The 17,939-nt window shown below is 40.1% G+C and carries 10 protein-coding genes and 4 pseudogenes; 5 read left to right on the top strand and 9 right to left on the bottom strand.

Translation table 11 applies throughout. The features are described from left to right. Window positions 1–45 precede the first annotated feature (45 nt). Window positions 46–939: a LysR family transcriptional regulator gene (locus tag PVK79_RS11650; protein WP_257325659.1), complete on the top strand. Its 894-nt coding sequence runs from the start codon at window positions 46–48 to the stop codon at window positions 937–939. A gap of 20 nt (window positions 940–959) precedes the next feature. Here PVK79_RS11650 and PVK79_RS11645 read toward each other — a convergent pair. The 3 genes and pseudogenes from PVK79_RS11645 to PVK79_RS11635 all read right to left on the bottom strand — a co-directional run. Beyond that, a pseudogene (locus PVK79_RS11645) lies at window positions 960–1,212 on the bottom strand (hypothetical protein); the annotation flags it as partial. A gap of 214 nt (window positions 1,213–1,426) precedes the next feature. Then, a complete protein-coding gene (locus PVK79_RS11640; protein WP_257325657.1) occupies window positions 1,427–1,618 on the bottom strand; it encodes a hypothetical protein in 192 nt (63 codons plus the stop codon). Between the two features lie 151 nt (window positions 1,619–1,769). Beyond that, the gene (locus PVK79_RS11635) at window positions 1,770–1,898 is read right to left on the bottom strand and encodes a hypothetical protein (protein ID WP_257325656.1); all 129 of its coding nucleotides are present in this window, start codon (window positions 1,896–1,898) and stop codon (window positions 1,770–1,772) included. A gap of 293 nt (window positions 1,899–2,191) precedes the next feature. Here PVK79_RS11635 and PVK79_RS11630 point away from each other — a divergent pair, with 293 nt between their 5' ends. Continuing rightward, the gene (locus PVK79_RS11630) at window positions 2,192–4,615 is read left to right on the top strand and encodes a PKD domain-containing protein (RefSeq protein ID WP_257325655.1); all 2,424 of its coding nucleotides are present in this window, start codon (window positions 2,192–2,194) and stop codon (window positions 4,613–4,615) included. A gap of 440 nt (window positions 4,616–5,055) precedes the next feature. Continuing rightward, window positions 5,056–5,325: a transglutaminase-like domain-containing protein gene (locus PVK79_RS11625; protein ID WP_257325654.1), complete on the top strand. Its 270-nt coding sequence runs from the start codon at window positions 5,056–5,058 to the stop codon at window positions 5,323–5,325. Window positions 5,326–5,359: 34 nt separating this feature from the next. On the opposite strand, the gene PVK79_RS11620 is transcribed toward PVK79_RS11625, so the two are convergent. The 3 genes and pseudogenes from PVK79_RS11620 to PVK79_RS11610 all read right to left on the bottom strand — a co-directional run bounded on the left by PVK79_RS11620 (window position 5,360) and on the right by PVK79_RS11610 (window position 11,234). Continuing rightward, window positions 5,360–7,912, bottom strand: coding sequence for an excinuclease ABC subunit UvrA (locus PVK79_RS11620; protein WP_257325653.1), 2,553 nt, complete (start codon window positions 7,910–7,912; stop codon window positions 5,360–5,362). A 184-nt stretch (window positions 7,913–8,096) separates the two neighbouring features. Further along, window positions 8,097–8,978, bottom strand: a pseudogene (locus PVK79_RS11615) (hypothetical protein); the annotation flags it as partial. Between the two features lie 93 nt (window positions 8,979–9,071). After that, entirely contained in the window at window positions 9,072–11,234 is a 2,163-nt protein-coding gene (locus PVK79_RS11610) for a TonB-dependent receptor plug domain-containing protein (RefSeq protein ID WP_257325652.1), read from the bottom strand. Window positions 11,235–11,515: 281 nt separating this feature from the next. Between PVK79_RS11610 and PVK79_RS11605 the strand changes: the two genes are divergently transcribed. Together PVK79_RS11605 and PVK79_RS11600 are read left to right on the top strand one after the other, a co-directional pair. After that, window positions 11,516–12,652 (top strand): winged helix-turn-helix domain-containing protein, encoded by a 1,137-nt coding sequence (locus PVK79_RS11605; protein WP_257325651.1) that lies wholly within the window; start codon window positions 11,516–11,518, stop codon window positions 12,650–12,652. Window positions 12,653–12,787: 135 nt separating this feature from the next. Next, complete coding sequence (locus tag PVK79_RS11600; RefSeq protein ID WP_257325650.1) at window positions 12,788–13,624, top strand: TolB family protein; 837 nt, start codon at window positions 12,788–12,790, stop codon at window positions 13,622–13,624. 319 nt (window positions 13,625–13,943) lie between these two features. Here the strand turns inward: PVK79_RS11600 and PVK79_RS11595 are convergent, their stop codons facing one another. The 3 genes and pseudogenes from PVK79_RS11595 to PVK79_RS11585 all read right to left on the bottom strand — a co-directional run bounded on the left by PVK79_RS11595 (window position 13,944) and on the right by PVK79_RS11585 (window position 17,282). Beyond that, window positions 13,944–14,339, bottom strand: coding sequence for a hypothetical protein (locus tag PVK79_RS11595; RefSeq protein ID WP_257325649.1), 396 nt, complete (start codon window positions 14,337–14,339; stop codon window positions 13,944–13,946). Window positions 14,340–14,887: 548 nt separating this feature from the next. Further along, window positions 14,888–15,964 (bottom strand): annotated as a pseudogene (locus tag PVK79_RS11590) (transposase). Between the two features lie 433 nt (window positions 15,965–16,397). Continuing rightward, window positions 16,398–17,282, bottom strand: a pseudogene (locus tag PVK79_RS11585) (TolB-like translocation protein). Between the last annotated feature and the right edge of the window lie 657 nt (window positions 17,283–17,939).

Below are 17,939 nucleotides of genomic sequence, written 5' to 3'. Positions count from 1 at the left end.
AACAGGCAATAGTTAATTGCATATATCGAACATATAGGAAATAAAATGGACAGGATCACCGCAGCTCAAGTCTTTGTTAGAATTGTCGAGCAAGGTAGTATGGTCAGCGCAGCGCATTCGTTAGATATGTCGCGCTCGATGGTAACTAGGTACTTAAGCGAAATGGAAAGTTGGGCGAATAGTCAGTTATTACATCGCTCTACGCGTAAACTCACGCTCACCGCCGCAGGTGAAAAAGCTTTTGTAAATTGTCTGTCGTTATTAGATTTAGCCAAACAAGTGTCTATCCCTTTAGAGCAAGATCATGTCGCACAACCTGAAGGGTCGATCCGTATTTCTTGCTCTCAATTTGTCGCCGCTAATTTATTGCCAGCAGTAATTGATCAGTTTTTAGATGAGTATCCCAAAGTACATATAGATATTCATATCAGTAACCAAGTAACTAATTTAGTTGAAGATAGAATCGATCTAGCAATACGTATTACCAACGACTTAGACCCCAATATCATTGCACGCCCGCTGGGTCGTTGCCGCTCAGTGTTATGCGCCACCGAAGATTACCTAAATCGTTTTGGTTACCCTGTTTACCCTGATGATTTGGCCAAACATAATTGCTTAATTTATTCTAATTTTGGAAAAAGTTTGTGGCATTTCAGCAAAGAAGAACTCGCGGTTGTTACTTCAGTCGCCGGCAACTTCAGTGCGAATGAATCAATGCTCTTACTTCAATCAGCACTCAAAGGACGCGGTATCTCTTTGCAACCTAAACATGCCGTACAACAGTTGATCAATGATAAAAAGCTGGTTCATGTGCTCCCCAACTATGAGCCAACGTCCTTAGGTATTTACGCCATATACCGTTCTCGCAAACATCAATCTATCGCGATTAGAAAGTTACTCGAGCGCCTAATTGCGTATTTTGAAAAAACAGACACTTAAAAATACAAATAACTTAAAATTAATAAGCGCATAAACCAGCTAATGCTACTTAAACGCCCGTGGTATTGCTCAACCGTTTGATTCAAAAAGGTGAGCTCTGTTTTACTCAATTTTACCCATTGCAAATACTTTTTCGTCAATAACGTAGCTTTACACAGCTTATGCCAGCGTAGAATTATAGCTTTGTCATTAAGTCTATTTGCTTTTTATCATCAACTTAAGTGCTAAGTGCGTGTGATTACTCATCACTGCATACGCACACAGGGAAATACAATGACCAAATTTTAGGCTGGGTGTCTTGTTTATTGTCTAGAAAAAATTAGGCCGCGATGAGACCGCAATAATCGATTACTGCGTAACGCAAGCTACTGACGTATCGACAGACGAATTAAACGAGTTTGTTTATTAATTTAGAATTGACCAACATTATATAAAAACGGTCAAAAAGACTAATAGCGCTTATTGGCAGAGTTAAGGCTCATATGTGTCATACGCTTGCTTCCAATTGACCAAGTAGTTCATTAAGAACTTCTAGCTCCGCGTCGTTATTTGATTGGCCTTCGATTTCATCTACTCGGTGACGAACTAGGTGCCACTCATTTTCGTTTTTGATTTTACCTTTAGCCACGATACGCTCTAGCTGCGCCTTGCTTTTTTGAAAGAAGCGAGGCAAATGCAAGCCGACAACTTTATAAAAGACCTCGATTGCTGACGACCTATATTGTGCATTTAGATCACCAAGCATCAGATGCGTGTCACGTAGCCCTTGTTCAAAACCTGATGCGATTTCAGAAGGCTTAACTGCGTTATCAGGGTTATTAATTATTTCGTTAACCTGACCCCAAAGACAAAGGCCAGCTATTTAATAACGGCTCTAACTCTGGGCTATTTAGTTTGCCAAGTGCATCGGCTAATTCCATGTATACATAAATTAGAGTATCTAGCTTCTTAGATCTCATGGAAAACCCTCAATTCCATAGTGCTATGAGCCTGTAGAATAACTCATTTTTAATTTATTTTTATTGATGGTTTAACCATAGTCCCATTAAATAGAGTTTACTTACATAGGTTTTAACAAACTAAGAAAACGCCCTCTCCCCATTTTGAAAACGTTATTTTACATTTCTTTTAAACCTTTGTGTGATTATTAACATCTTTAGATTGATTTTTAGCCGCTTACAAGATAGCCTCCATTTTAGGTACTAACTCATCGAATTAGTTAGTTTGAATAGTTTTTTACAAGGAAGTTATAGTGAAAGTTAATGTATTTTTTTTATTATTTTTTATCGTTTTTTTGTCAGGTTGTGGTGGCTCGTCAGATACACCCGCCAAACAAACCACTGTTGTTAATCAGGCACCAGTCGCAGTAATTACCGTAGCTCAAGAGTCAATATTTGTTGTTGGGCAAGAATTTGTTTTTAGTGCCGCCAAAAGTCATGATGCCAATAAAGATAAGCTCACATATCAGTGGTCATTAGTTAACAGTGATAAGCAAGCTATCAGCTTAGCTAATACCACCGCACAAAATATTACCTTGGCCTTTGCTACTAAAGGTGAATACCTGCTAACACTTGTGGTTAATGATGGTACCGTCAATAGCGTCGTTGCTTCATATGATATTAATGTTGAGCAAGCGACGGCGGCAGTGGTAGCACATGCAGGACCAGATCAAAGCGTTAAACTCGGAACGTTAATTAAGCTCAGTGGAAGATCAAGCTATGTCTTGCAGGGCAATATTCACTATCAATGGAGCTTCATTGATAAACCGGCGAGCAGTATTGTAGTGTTAGACAAAATTAACTCGATAGAAAGTGAGTTTATAGCCGATGTTATGGGGCAATATCGCCTTAGGTTGATCGTTAGTGATGATACAGGGCAACAATCAACAGACGAAGTCGATATTGAGGTAAAGCCACATACTGAAAATAGTAGCCCTAATGCAGCGATTTCTTTTATTGCTCCGCAAGTATTAATGTCACAAACACTTAATTTAAGTGCTCGTGATAGTTATGATGTTGATGGCGATCTATTAACCTATTTATGGGAAGTTATTAGTCAGCCAAGTAATTCCAGTGTGGAGCTCAATAATTATCGCACGGTCAATGCTGAGTTCTCTGCCGATACGCCAGGAGACTATGAAATTGAGTTAACTGTTGCTGATCCTACTTTAGCTTCAACAAGCACCAGTGCGATAGTCAAGGTAGTTTCGGGTAATCAAGTACCTGTTGCTAATGCAGGACCCGATAAAATCGTTAACACAGGTCAAAGTATTCCGCTGTCAGCTATTGCTAGCTATGATCCTGAGCAATCTCCTTTAGCATATCAATGGTCTTTAATTAAAAAACCTGATGATAGTAATCTGCAATTAATAACATCAAATCAACAAATAATAATGGTTGAATTAGATGTTGACGGTGAGTATGTTTTTTCTTTGGTTGTTAATGACGGTCAAGCTGACTCAACACCGAGTCAAGTTCGTATTACCGCGAAAAATAATCAAAAACCTATCGCTAAAATAAAGGCTGCAACCTCTGCCTATTTGTACCAAGAAGTAACATTAGATGGCAGTGGAAGTCAGGATCCTGAAGGAGCAGATCTTAGCTATCAATGGATATGGCTCAGTCGGGCTGGTGATAGTGAGTTAAATGATGCCCAATCTAAAAACCCGAGTTTTACCCCGCTAGTAGGGGGAGAATATGTTGTGCAGTTGATCGTTAATGATGGTAGCCAAAGCTCAGACCCTGTGCAGCTGGCTATTACCGCCCAAAAAAATTTACCGCCTGTTATCCATCTTGCAGGAGATAGTGAACGAGCTACTTCTTATGGTAGCGAAGTAACACTTGACGCCTCATTAAGTAAAGATCCAGAGGGAGGCGCACTAACCTATACTTGGACTTTGAGTAAACCAAGACTTAGTAATTCAATTCTAGCGAATACCACTGAAGCGATAACCTCATTTACGCCACTAACCCTTGGTACTTATACTGCTTCGGTTAGTGTAACGGACGATGCAGGTAATACGGTTGTAAAACAGATTTTAATTGCTGTTTCTATGCATGATGTTAGCTGGCTTGGTAGTGTTAGCGGTCGTTTGGTTGATTCTTTAGGGCGCGGCCTCGCTAATGTCGATCTCTTTTCAAGTGAAGCAATAATAGACAGTTTATATTTCTCTACGGATGATAATGGCTATTATCAAGCAGTAATAGGCGTAGGAGCAGAGAAGAAATTTAGCATTATGGGTTTTAGCTCTCCATTTATGTCTGCTAACGTTGTGACAGATCAGCAGGTAACTACCAACCACTTTATTATTGACTTAGGAACAAAAACAGCACTTATTAAGCAGAATGTCCGTATTGGTATAACTGCTTGTGGAGGATATAGTGGCCCTACTGAGCTTGAGCTTAGATTTTCTACATTAGATTTCTCGTTAGAGGGGGGTGAATTAGATCAGCGCGTCTATAGCGTTCAAACAATTACCATTGGCAAAACCAGTGAGTTTTCACTATTCGCACCTTTTTTATATCGTGTTGATACAGATGATTATCCTGTTACTTGGATAAAAAACACCGAAAAAGGAGATTATGATAGTAAGGAAGAATGGCAATTAGATTTACGTGCTAACTCAAATGATGTTGTTGAGCATACATTTGAAGTCTGTGACCAGCTCACCCCATAATGATTAAAGCTTGCTTGATAAACCTTTATAACCTTTATCGAATTTCAGCTTAGTTCGATTCAATTTATCTTAATAAGAAAAGCTTTTGTACTAGTACAGAAGCTTTTTTGTATAGTAAGTGTGGGTTATCTTTTAGTTGTTATAGTCTCAGTCAACTCTTTTAGAAAACATAAAAATCAAACTAGACAGCCACTTTTATTGAGCAACCAAAACTGTGTTACTAAGCTTGCTCTTTTAGATTAAAAATCATCCCTTTTTATATCATCACTCGCACAACGTTTTTAAATGAGTAGATATCACTGATTTTTAGTGAGTCGTTCAAGCTCTATATCACCTAGATACACCAAGATTTTAGTATTGAATATCGCGAAGATAGCCCAACATTATCCGCTGATGAAACATTTAAAATTAACAAAGGATCTTGTACTGACTTGTCTTAAATGCAAATTAATCTGCTGCGCCATTCTGGCATTGCCGTGCGTTTTGTCAGCGGCTATTTCTATTTTGATATGGAAACCCCTTCGATGAACTGCACGCTTGGCAGAGGTTTTTTACCTGGTACAGGTTGGTTAGGTTTTAACCCCAACCATGGCATTCTGATTAGTAATACCCACTTTGCTGTCGCGTCTAGCGCCCCCCGAAAACACCATGCCTATTTATGGTGGTATACGGGGCAGCGCAACATCGCAATTAATCTCCAACTTAAGTAAAGAAAAACGTCGATAACCTAAAGTCGGGCTAATGCTAAGGCGACAGAAAGGGTGCTGTTTGGCTGGCCTTTGACTTAGCGACATTGGCCGGTGGTCCTTGAGCAACAATATTCCCACCTTCATCGCCCGCACCAGGACCAATATCAATGACCCAGTCACTACGGCTCGCGACCTGCATATCGTGTTCAACCATGATTACGGTGTTACCTGCGTCTACCAGACCATTTAATTGCAACATCAACATAGCAACATCTGCGGGATGAAGGCCATTAGTGGGTTCATCGAGAATATACAAGGTGTCACCGAGTTGCGCTCGTTGCAACTCAGTAGCTAATTTTATCCGTTGCGCTTCACCGCCCGATAATTCAGTAGCAGGCTGACCAAGCCTTAAGTAGCCGAGCCCCACTTGCAACAAGGCATCCAAAGCGCGCGCTATTAAAGGCTCATCCATAAAAAATTCGCGGGCAGTTTCGACGGTTAAATCAAGCACTTCAGCGATATTTTTATCTCGATAAGTAATATCGAGCGTTTCATCATTGTAACGCTGCCCTTGGCATACCTGACAAGGCGAATAAACACTAGGCAAAAACAACAATTCGACACTCACAAATCCTACACCTTCACAATTCGAACAACGCCCCTTAGCTACATTAAACGAAAAACGCCCTGCGTTATAGCGCCTCGCTTTTGCTTTGGGTGTGGCGGCGAATAGCTTACGTACATGATCAAACAAACCGGTGTAAGTGGCAAGGTTTGAGCGTGGTGTGCGGCCAATAGCTTTCTGATCCACGGTCACTAAACGTCGGATGTGCTGTATACCATCAACAATTTTACCGCTGGTGGCGATTTCTAATTCTTCCTCAAGTAAATCAGTCTCATCATTGGGTGCCTCGACGGTATTTTGCTGACCAAGGGCATCAGACACAAGCTCCACCAGCGCCTGACTGACTAAACTCGATTTTCCTGAACCCGATACACCGGTAACGCTAGTCATAAGCCCTAGCGGAAACTCAATGTCGATATTCTTCAGGTTGTTTCGCTTAACCTGAACTAATTTGAGCCAAGCATTCGGCTGTCTTGGTCTATGTGCTGCACTGTCATCTTTACTAAACACAAATCGACCAGTGTGAGACTCGGTTACCTCGCGCAAGCCCTCAAGCGGACCACTGTAAATAATTTCTCCGCCATGGGTTCCAGCATTGGGACCTACATCAACAATCCAATCTGCATGGCGAATAACGCTAACATCATGCTCTACCACAAATACTGAATTACCCGCTGCGATTAATTCATCTAAGGCACCTAGCAATGCTTGAGTATCAGCGGGATGCAGACCGGCTGAGGGTTCGTCTAATACGTAAACGACACCAAATAATTGAGAGCGGATCTGCGTTGCAAGGCGCAGGCGCTGTAGTTCGCCCGGAGATAACGTGGGCGTACCACGTTCAAGCGACAAATAACCCAAACCAAGTCGAGTAAGCGCTTCAACACGAGTAAGAATATCGCTGGCAATACGCTGTGCGACGATGGCTTTTTCTCGATTAGCGGTGTTATCGTCGGGCTTGCTATTAGCAGTATCCTTTAACCGCAACGCCAACTCAGTCAGCGTCAATTGCGACAATTCACCAATATCAAGTCCAGCAAATTTAACCGACAGTGACGCTTGTTTGAGTTTTTTTCCCTGACATTCGGGGCATTGAGAAATCTGCATAAACTGCGACACCCGCTTTTTGGTACGCGGGCTTTGCGTAGTAGCAAACGACTGCAAAATAAAACGCTTGGCGCTTGTATAGGTCCCCATGTAATTGGGCTTTTCCCCTTTATCAATTGCCTCTCGTATTTGGCTAATATTGTAGTCTCGATAAACCGGCACTTCAGGGGTTTCATCGGTAAACAAGATCCAATCCCGCGTTTTTTGCGGCAATTTTTTCCAGGGAGTATCAACTTCATAGCCCAATGCAATCAAAATACGCAATAAATTTTGCCCTTGCCATGCTGGCGGCCATGCCGCGATAGCGCGTTCCCTAATGGTCTTGCTATCATCTGGTACCAACGACTTCTCTGTCACTTCAAATACACGACCTATACCATGGCATCGTTCACAAGCGCCCTCAGGAGTATTAGGCGAGAAGGCGTCAGCGTAAAGTATATTTTGACCTGTTGGATATTGCCCTGCACGGGAATAAAGCATGCGCAAGCCATTAGAAATCGTGGTAACACTACCAACAGATGAACGCACCGATGGAGTTCCTCGCTGCTGTTGCAGTGCTACTGCTGGCGGTAACCCTTCAATTGAATCAACATCTGGCTCCTCTACTTGATCAATCAAGCGACGGGCATAAGGCGAAACAGAATCTAGGTAACGACGCTGAGATTCAGCAAACAAAGTGCCAAAGGCCAATGACGACTTTCCTGAGCCAGAAATACCAGTAAAAACCACCAAGGCATTACGGGGCAAATCAACATCGATGTTTTTTAAGTTGTGAACCCGTGCACCTCTAACTTGGATACATTCATCAGGCTCGATATAACTAGGTTTGTTTTTTTGTCGAACGATTGTTATCTCCTTTTTGTCGCGTGTTGGCATAAAAAACCACCTTACGGTTTTATAGATATGGAGGTTGATGATAAATTAGCAAGGCTAAAATTATTATCACCTCTACCACAAAAAAAAGGATAGCCAAATTGCCTACCCTTTTTATAAAATCTTAAAATACTAACGCTAATCATTCGCTAAACTGATATTTATTTAAAGCCCCTTCCAAAGCATTCATACCCGCAAAACGTAATAAATTTTTAGGCTGCTTATCTGTTGTTACGCTTTCAATACGTTTTTGTACGCTGGTGTGGGTTGATTCTCGGGGGGGGAGCTATTTTGGCACGTATTGGGTTTAAGTCGATATACGCCATACCAGCTGGCAGTGCAGCTTCATCAAAGAGCGCTTGTGATTACTCGTTATCGAAAGGAAAGGTCCTTCCCACAAATTTAAAGGCCGTTAAGCAGCCCGAAGGGTGAGCGCCAAGGACGGCAGCGAATAATATTTACCCGTGCAGTTATCTTCTTTATTGGCCTCGCGGGCAATGTCTCCATTTAACAAACGCATAACCTACTGATACTTGATAACTTCTCTCGGTATTGTTTCACTGTTTGATTAAAGAAGATAAGCTCGGCTTTACTGAGTTGTTCACCTTGTAAATATTGTTGTGTCAGTAATGTGTCTTAACAAAGTTTATGCCATCTAATAATAATTGCTTTGTCATTGAGCCTATTTGCTTTTTTATCATCTGCATACAAGACTAAATGAGTGTACTTCAGACATCCTGTCTTTCGCCCTTCGGGCCAGCGGCACTGTTGTTAAATGTTCCTAACATTTTGCTGATTACTCACTACCGCATAGGCACACACATTAATACAGAAAATTTTGGCGAGTACAAGTAAGCTTATATTCCCCCTACAATGCTCGAACGATTGCTCCATAAAGTGATCTTCACCGCACAAAATACACAGCGCACGCAACGTGAAATACAATGACCAAATTTTAGGGAAAAATTTAGAACAGCGAATGCTGGGCCGAAGACTAAAAACCAAGGATGGTTTTTATAAAGTATTTCGTATCGGCCAAACTAACTCGACGCTTTCTTACAATAGCCATGTGACATCTTGTTTGTTTTTTGTACTCACTAAAGCCTAATTTTAAACTTTGAAAAGTACAAATTTTAAAATGGATGTCTTGTCTATTCGTCTTTTAAAATTGACCGCGTAACTCTAAACTAAAATACCTCGGATTTTCTTGTTGCCTTATTTCATATTGCATTATTTCTGAGTTGCCAATTTCATCGATATAACGTACGCGTTTTCGTTCTGCTCTAGCCTGCAATAATTCAGAAGCATTCAAGCGCAGTTTTAATGTAGGGTTGATTGTATATTCAATAAACGCTTCGGCATCAATATCTGGTTTAAAATTGCTGGTATACTCGCGTCTATTATACAATGTGGCTGAACTTGAAAAAACTCTAAAACCATAAGCCAAACCTAATTCAATTGCATCGTGCTTCAATTCAAATGACCAGAGATGTTTTTCTTTGTCATTTATCTGCCTATTTAACTGCGTAAATGGGTCGGTAAAATCAGATTCCTCAAAATGATAAATGCCATTGATCACGGTATTAATTAAACCTATTGAACTTAACCGAAGTGTTGCCTCTAGGTTAATAGCATATTTTTTTGCATCCATGACATTACCCGTACCTGAACCATTACCAAGTTTAATCTCAGTTAGGTGATCAGTAATGTTTTCGTGTAAAGCCATAATACCGATACTGCCCTGATCATCACTGAACGTGTGCTCGTAAGTTAGGCTAATTACCCAAGATTGTTCTGGAAGTAGCTGTGGATTAGTCGGTTCTAAACGTGCTTGTTCCTCATTAAACTCGGGGAGGAAATCAGTTAAGTCTAGTTGACTAACTTTCTTTTCAATATTAAAACGTAACTGATCATTGTTGGTATGGTCATAACGTAAATTAATACGGGGTTTAAGATAGCTAAAGTCTCTATTGAGCGCTAATTGTGATACCTGTGGTATTTCACTATTGAACAACATTTTATAATCAGTCGTTAAAGCGACCTCTGACCACTCAGAAACCAAAGATGTTTGTAAATTTAATCTCGGCGAAATAATAAAGTTATGATTTACAAAAGCTTGATAACGGTTCTCTTGGATATTTGATGATTCAATGCTTAGCTCATCTTTATTGTCGAACTGGGTAAATGTCGCAACGCCATCGACGTTGTTAATAGCTAATTCAAGACCTGCATCAAGTGAATGTTGCTGATTTAATACCTTGCTTAAACTGATACGAAGAATTTTCTCTCTGGTAATTGCATCTTCATCGAATTGAAAAGTTCGAATAGGTATGCCGGTATTCAGTTGATTTTTTTGACTATTAAAGTTATTACCATCGGATTTATTGGCGATAAATATTACTTTAAATTTTCCGAGCTCTTTAAATTTATAAGTAAAATCACCACCGATCTCCCAATCTTGTTCTTTTTTACTATAGTGATTGTCTTCAAGATGTTTGTCATTGTGTATTAACATACGGCCATGGTACTGCCGATAAATTGGCTTTCGCTCGGTCGCGTTAATAAATTTATAAGCGCTGTTTATGCGAAGGGCACTGGTTGTTGAAAAGTCATAGGCGATACTCGCAGACAAGTTATTACTGGACCATTTATCTGTCGTGTCAAATTGATTGGTTTCAACGACATTATGCTCATTATCGGTAAGCGTTTCGCTAGCAATAAATTTATCGGGTTCTACTTGATATTCATAAGCTAATGAATATTTTAACTGCTCATTACTGCCACTGTGGCTGATGCCACCAGAAGCTAAAGGCGCAAGTCCAGTTATATAATCAATACGAGTGTTCCAAATCGTTGACGAAATAGGGTCACCATATAAAACTACGTTGATAATTAAGCCCTCAGATTGCACATCCAACTCCGCCACTGTACCTCGAATAAGCTCTACATAGCGCACATTTTTTGCTTGGACACGGGAAAGCTCTGCGACAATGCCATTCATCTTTCCAGAAAGACGCTTGCCGTTAATTAATATTTGATCTCCACCGGAGCCAAAACCACGCGCAGGATCGCCATCATCGATATCACGTAAGATAGTTGCAGTGCCAGGAATTTTATCTAAAATATCTTTAGCGTTTTGCGGTGAAAATTGACTAAAGTAGTCACTCTCATATCGGCTGGTAGCAGCGGCGTATTCTACTTTTAATTCAGCCGATTCTGAGTGGGTTTTGATGGCCGCTAAGGAAGAAAATGATACTGTGCTGGCGAGTACGGAAGATAAAAATAAGGTGATTTTTATTACCGATCTGTATTGTAAAAAAGTCATAATATCCTTTAAAAAAGTAAAAAAGTTATATCAAAATGGGCAAGCGTCGCGTCGTATATTTGATGAAACGTAAAGACTATTGCGCAATGCCAGCTATTATCCATAACGAGATAAAATTTAAATGTAATAACACTGATTTAAAGCTGATGTTTTGCTGATGGCTTGATATATAAGGGTTTCCTTATATTTTTACGTGGCTAAATAATGATAAAAATGTATAATCCCGCCATCATAAGTGGGGGGTTATTTGTTCATTATTCAAAAGAGACGGCAAAGCCAAGATGATTGAATTTGCTGTAGGTAATTTTTATATTGATATGGCTCGCTCACAAATCAGAGACCGAGAGAATATTGTTGCTGTAGAGCCAAAGGTTTTACAGGTGTTGTTGATCCTGGCTGAAAATCAGGGTGACGTTGTTAGCCATGAAACAATTTTACAAAAAGTTTGGCCAAATGTGTATGTCGCTCCTAATGCTTTACAACGCTGTATTGCACAGCTGAGAAAGGCGTTTAAAGATAATGCAAAAAATCAGCGAATAATAGCAACACACCCTAAGCGAGGTTATAGCCTTATTGTTAATGTTGACTGGCAAGCTAAACTAACAACAGTACAACAGCGCAAGGGACAAGAAAGTAGAACTAAAATGAGTGATTTTTTCTTAAGCAAGCGAGTCACTTATTCTTTTGCCATAATATTAATACTACTTCTTTCTTTAATTTATTTACAGCCTGTGGCAAAACAGAGTTTACCCATTAATAAACTGACTCTGCTTACGACAACGGATAATAAAGAGTTTTCACCAGAATACTCTCCTGATGGGCGCTATATTGCGTTTGAACGACACCTGAATGTATGTGAAAACCAAGTATGGGTGAAAGATACACAGAATGATAAAGAATATTTATTGACCAAAGAGCCTGGTCTGTATGGCCCTCCTGCTTGGTCACTTGACGGTAAGCAGTTGGCATTTTCTCATGAAAGTAGTTGTGGGCAGGAGCAGGAGCTTGGTTGGTGTTCTGATATACGCCTATTGTCATTTGCCTTAGCCAAAAATAGCCCACAGTTAACTCGAACTATCTTACCTTGTGGTAAACAATATTATCAAGAGCTAAGTTGGCTTTCAAATGACAGTATTGCGCTAGTCGCGACAGAAGGTCAGCAAGAAAAAATTATGCGCTTATCATTGTCAGATAATTCGTTAACCACCTTGTATACCACGAAAAATAACATCATCACCACAATAGATTATTCAGCTAAGTACCAAAAAATAGCGGTTATGCAATACAATGCGATGCGGGTTGCTAATATGGTATTGCTCAATCCTGAAACTAAAGAATTTACTCAGGTGAAGTTACAGCCACCAGAAAAATTTAAATACAATACTCACTGGCCAGCAACTTGGCACCCAAACCGATAATCACTGCTCAGTGCGAACTATAGCTCATTATTTGAAATAGATTTATCGGGTACTTTTACTGAATATTCGATACCAACAATACAGGAATTTTATGGTCCAAATTACCACCCTAGCGGAACAAAAGTTGTTGCTGAAATGGGCTTTTGGGATAGTGATATTGTTGAACTAAGTTGGTCAACAAAGTCGGAGTTAACTGATTTCGACATTTTACCTGAGCAGACTGATTATCAATATAAAACTTTACATCGCAGTATAGTAAGTGAATACAGTGGTCAATATCACCCAAAAGGGCAAGCAGTCGCCTTTCTTTCTGACCGCAGTGGCTCAAAGCAAGTTTGGCTTACTCGCTCTGAAGGACAACCCCCAGAACAAATCAGTCACTTTAGTGAAACAATGCACATTGAGCAATTTCGCTGGTCAATGGATGGGAATTTGATCTTGGTGATTGCCGATCGCCAACTATACCTTTTGAACTTAAACGGTGAAGCACACTTACAAAGTACAGCCTTTGACATTTTAAATATTTACCAACTGCATCATGAACACCAAGTGTTATTAAGTGTGGTACAAGACGAAGAAGTAAAAGTCGTGTTATATAACCTTGAAACTGGTGCGGTGCAATCCTTATATAAAGGTGACAGTCTAGAGGCACAGCTCACCAAAGATAAAACACTATTTATTGTTGATAACAAGTATAAATTGAAAAAAATTATCAATGGCCAACAGCACGCTGTTGCTGCAACAGCGTACTTGGCTGTTACATTTTTATTCTATGATGATAAAGGACATTTATTGCTTGCAGATGATAAATCAAACATATGGCGTTATGATATAAACCAACAGAACAAGACAGTATTTTTACCCTCGATTGATGGCATAGACGAAATTACCGATATTGATATTAACAATAAACGCCTGTTGTTTACCCGTATGACGGCTGCGACAAGAGAGGTTGTTGTTTTTCATCAATAGTCATTATGTCTAGAAGTAGTGGCAAGGATAAGTTTAATGAAATTGGGTGTCAGCGAACTACTCGCCATTGCATGTGGTATCACCAGTACCAAAAGTAGGCGCTTGGAAGCGAAGGCCCTTGTAGAAGCTCAAAAACGAAAGGAATTAACATTGCGATAGGCAATGACTATCTAGCGTCACAAGGTTTAGCGTCATTAAGAGATATTTGGATCAATATTCATTACGGGAGATGACCCCCCCATTGCAGTTGCTGCTAATAAAAAGCGCATGATGGGTGGTGTGGGGGCTGGAGGTTAGAGACCTCCGGCTACCCGATTAGCTATATATTTTGGAATGTACCAGTCATTCGTCCCTGGCTAAATCCAAGTGGACTATTTTTTGCCTGTGGAATAACAAAATCTAAAGTGTGTATAACCCCATGTAGAGTAACAACTTTTGGATCTTCTGTTTCCTGATAGCTAATTAAACACAAATATGTTTTAAGTCCATCAGCACTCTTCATATATAACAAGTTACCTTCATTAAAAAGTACAATATATTGATTTGCTGTTGCTACAAAATGTATTGGCCCTGGATTCGCTTGGTTATACTGGAACTGAATAGGACCTTTGGTTTTATTTATTGGATCGCCGTTAACAGTCAAGCCTGTCCACTCCCAGCGATCTAACGTAATAGAAACAAGACCATTATTTTCACTTATATTTATATCTGCCATTTCAATCTCCAATTGATAGATTAGTTGATATTACTTATCGTAAATAAGAATACAGATATAATTTAGTTGTGAATTGAAGAAATAGATATTACAAGGCATTACACGTAATCACTAAAACTGGAAAGCTAACGAGGCTGTAGAATAACTCGTTTTTAATTTATTTTTATTGATGCATTAACCATAGCCGAGTTCCTATTCTGATTCAATCGGTTACTTCGATTTTACGTAAAATATAAAAAGAGGACTAGGTGTTGTTTTAATGGGCGTTTTGGAAGGTATGACAGGTGTTTAAGTGGCTTATTTGGAGAGGTAGCAGCTTACCTTTATTAATGCATCGTGTTTTGCAATAAAAAGGACCGACACATATTTTGTGTCAGAGAATTTAGCACCTCTCCCGTCATAGGTAACCGTATCATTATTTTTTGCACACTGTTAGTGTTAGTTACAGAGCTTAGAATTGAGGTGCTTGGAAAGAATTTTAGACGAAGCTAGGCCGTCACTTTGTTCAATAGTGTATTTTTAAAACAACCTAATAATGATGCAACTGTTCAGCCTGTGCCTTTGTACCATTTTACATCATTACTGGCGGCTTGCTGCTTTAACCGTTTTTTGCTGCCTGCAAAATTTGAGTACTGCTGCCTGAAACGTTGAATTGATTCAAGCCATTGCGCCTCTTCTATATTCAAAGTCAGGAGCACTTTTGGCATAGTTTTGTTGATATGCCCTTTTTTCTTTGGATCTATGTAGCGGCCACTCCAGTCGACTAATTCAATATAATCCAGTAAGGCAAAGGGGATCGTGTGTTTAATGTGATTGCCGCCAAATGGTTTTAGCTGTGCTGGTTGGCTTTCATGCTGAATATTATCTTTTTGTTTGAGAAGCTTATTCGCTTTAACCGTGTCTGTGGTAAAGGCTTTGAAGTGCGCTATACGTTCTTGAATTGAGGTGAAATCACTGTCTTCAAGCGTATCAGCTATGTTTGCTCTGATAGGGTTCAAATCAACGTAGGCCATGCAACTGAGCACTGCCGTTTCATCTAATAATGCTTGCGACTTATAGCGCCCTTCCCACAAATTTATAAGGAATAAATTTGAATGCCGTCAGGCAGCCCGAAGGGTGAGCGCCAAGGACGGCAGCGAATAATATTTACCCGTGCAGTTATCTTCTTTATTGGCCTCGCGGGCAATGTACTCATTGAGGTTTTTCATATACCAGCTGATGTCATACAATCTTTCTCGCCATTTAGCGATGATCTCATTAAAAAAGAGCAAACTTGGCTTATCTAACTGCTCACCTTTTAAGTGGCGGTCGACTAAAAAGTGGCCGTTATAAAGCTGATACCAGCGTTTAATTACTTCATCATCGGACCAATCAAGTGCTTGACGCCTATTGACGTTCACAACAAGGTGGTAGTGATTGCTCATAATCGCGTAGGCCGCAATTTCAATGGCGAATACACTACTTAATAACTTAATTCGCTCTACTAACCACTCCCTACGGTGATCAAAGTTTTTACCTGTGTATTTATCATCACCACACAAGAATGCACGTCTCACGCATCGTGAGATTAAGTGATAATAAGATGTCGATGCTAAATCAATAAGCTTTTTTCTTGCGCGAGTCATAATATATCAACTTCATCAGCTACTGTATGTAATAACAGTAGTTGATGCTATGATTTTTGCAAAAAAAATGTGCCTGTCCTTTTTTACTCCTATGGGCTATGTAAGATAATAATATTGCCAGAGCAAGATACAGGCCTCGGTGCAACGGTTGTTGCAGGTTCGAAAACAACATGTCTATCGAAAATAGAGGCACCAATACACAAGCCACCATCAAGACAACATTGCCTGTCGTTGTGCTAGATTCACCACCGCAATTTAGACAGACATGGTTTTTCCAACGACTAATTTTCCATGCTTTAAAGTAGCTAACTCTCACACCGCAATATGGACACTTCATATTCTCTCCTTGAATTGGCACTCCATCAATTGACACCTAACGCCCGAAGAAGGCGCGCCGCTTTTGGCGTCGCTCTTACTTCGATTGTTATATGGATTATTGTTTGGGCCTGAGCATTTCTATAACCTGCGAATCCACCCAGTAGATATCACCTTCAGGATCGCTACCATCGTTTGTTTGAATTGGGGTCCGATTAAAAAAAAGATACTTGCCATCGGGCGATACATACGCGCCAGATTCAACCCCATTAGTATTTACCTTCTATCCTAAGTTTATCGCCGCCCCCCATGAACCATCTTGTTGGCGAAAGCTGATATACAGGTCTTGATCGCCATATCCATCGTTCTTTTCACTATCCCAGATTAAGTAAGACTCATCTGGTGCAATAAAGGGGTGGGCAGTCCATTTTCCAGAGTTTATCTGCGATCCCATCAATTTTGGTGGTTGGCGTTTGCCATTTTTAATTGTTGAAATGCGGATTACATCATTGTTTTTGTAGTCATCAAATACATAAGTGCCTTTGGCCGATGCAGACAGGCGCATAATGCCCCAATCTTCCCTCTCAAACATAGGCCCCAGACTTTTTATCTCTGACCAGCCATTACTGGTGCGCTCCATATATTTATTGCCCAGATGCATGATCTTACCATCTGGCGCAAGTATAGGACGTCCCACTCTGGCTCCTACAACTGATTCTTGCCACTGGTTATTTTCTAACTTAAAACGTATTAACCACCATTTTTTAGTGTAAACATCCTTTCTCGTAAAATAGAACTCTTTCATATCAGGGGTGAAGGAACCGCTATAGTCACGATGCTTAGTCGCGACATACCCAGGAGCAAATGTTTTTGGGGTTAAGCCAGGTGGCTTTTGCCCAAGGTATGGCCCCTCTAAGACTGGAAATTCATCTTGGCTATAACTTTTGCTACTGATAATTAGAATAGAAAGCAGCAGAATAATTGAATTAAAAATATGCTTCACAATTTATCCTTGTTTTAAAATCAACGAATAATTTAACTTCGCTTCAATGTGATTGAACAAACGGTCAATTTATGCAAATCGACTTTAAAATACCTGACGTCCTTATGACTTTTTGATGATTTTTTCTGACGGCAATAAACAACTTATTAGGTGCATATAACGTCTCGTTAAGCGGATAAAAATGGTTGGTTAAAATCGCGAAGCGATAACCAACTGTTTTTATTCCGTTTAAACGACTTGTGTACGCCCGACATGGGCATTGACTTATGAGGTGAAAGTCCTCTGTAGGAAGATCACCGTTTAAATAACATACTGTTATTAAACGATAACTACTAGCGAATGGCAAGGGCTAAATCGCGAGAGATAGTCTGGAGGAAGCCGCTAGCAAATCTGCGAGCTGATGAACAAAAACATCATATGAGGCGTAGGCTGAAGACGAGCTAGCACAAGATAGCGAAGTCATGTGATCTAACGGCCACCGTAAATGATGCAGTTGTGCAGAGAAAGTCGATGCACCTTATTCGGGGAGATCTGATAAACACGCATCCGCGCTAACGCTTGGAGATTACCAGTTAGGGACTGGTTGATCAACCCTTGGCGCTTTGGTTGCTGCGACCTACAGCGAGCGAAATAGCAGTAAACAAGCGTTAGTTTAGA

Source organism: Pseudoalteromonas rhizosphaerae, assembly GCF_028885455.1.
Classification (GTDB): domain Bacteria; phylum Pseudomonadota; class Gammaproteobacteria; order Enterobacterales; family Alteromonadaceae; genus Pseudoalteromonas; species Pseudoalteromonas rhizosphaerae.
This window is presented reverse-complemented; position numbering and strand designations above follow the sequence as displayed.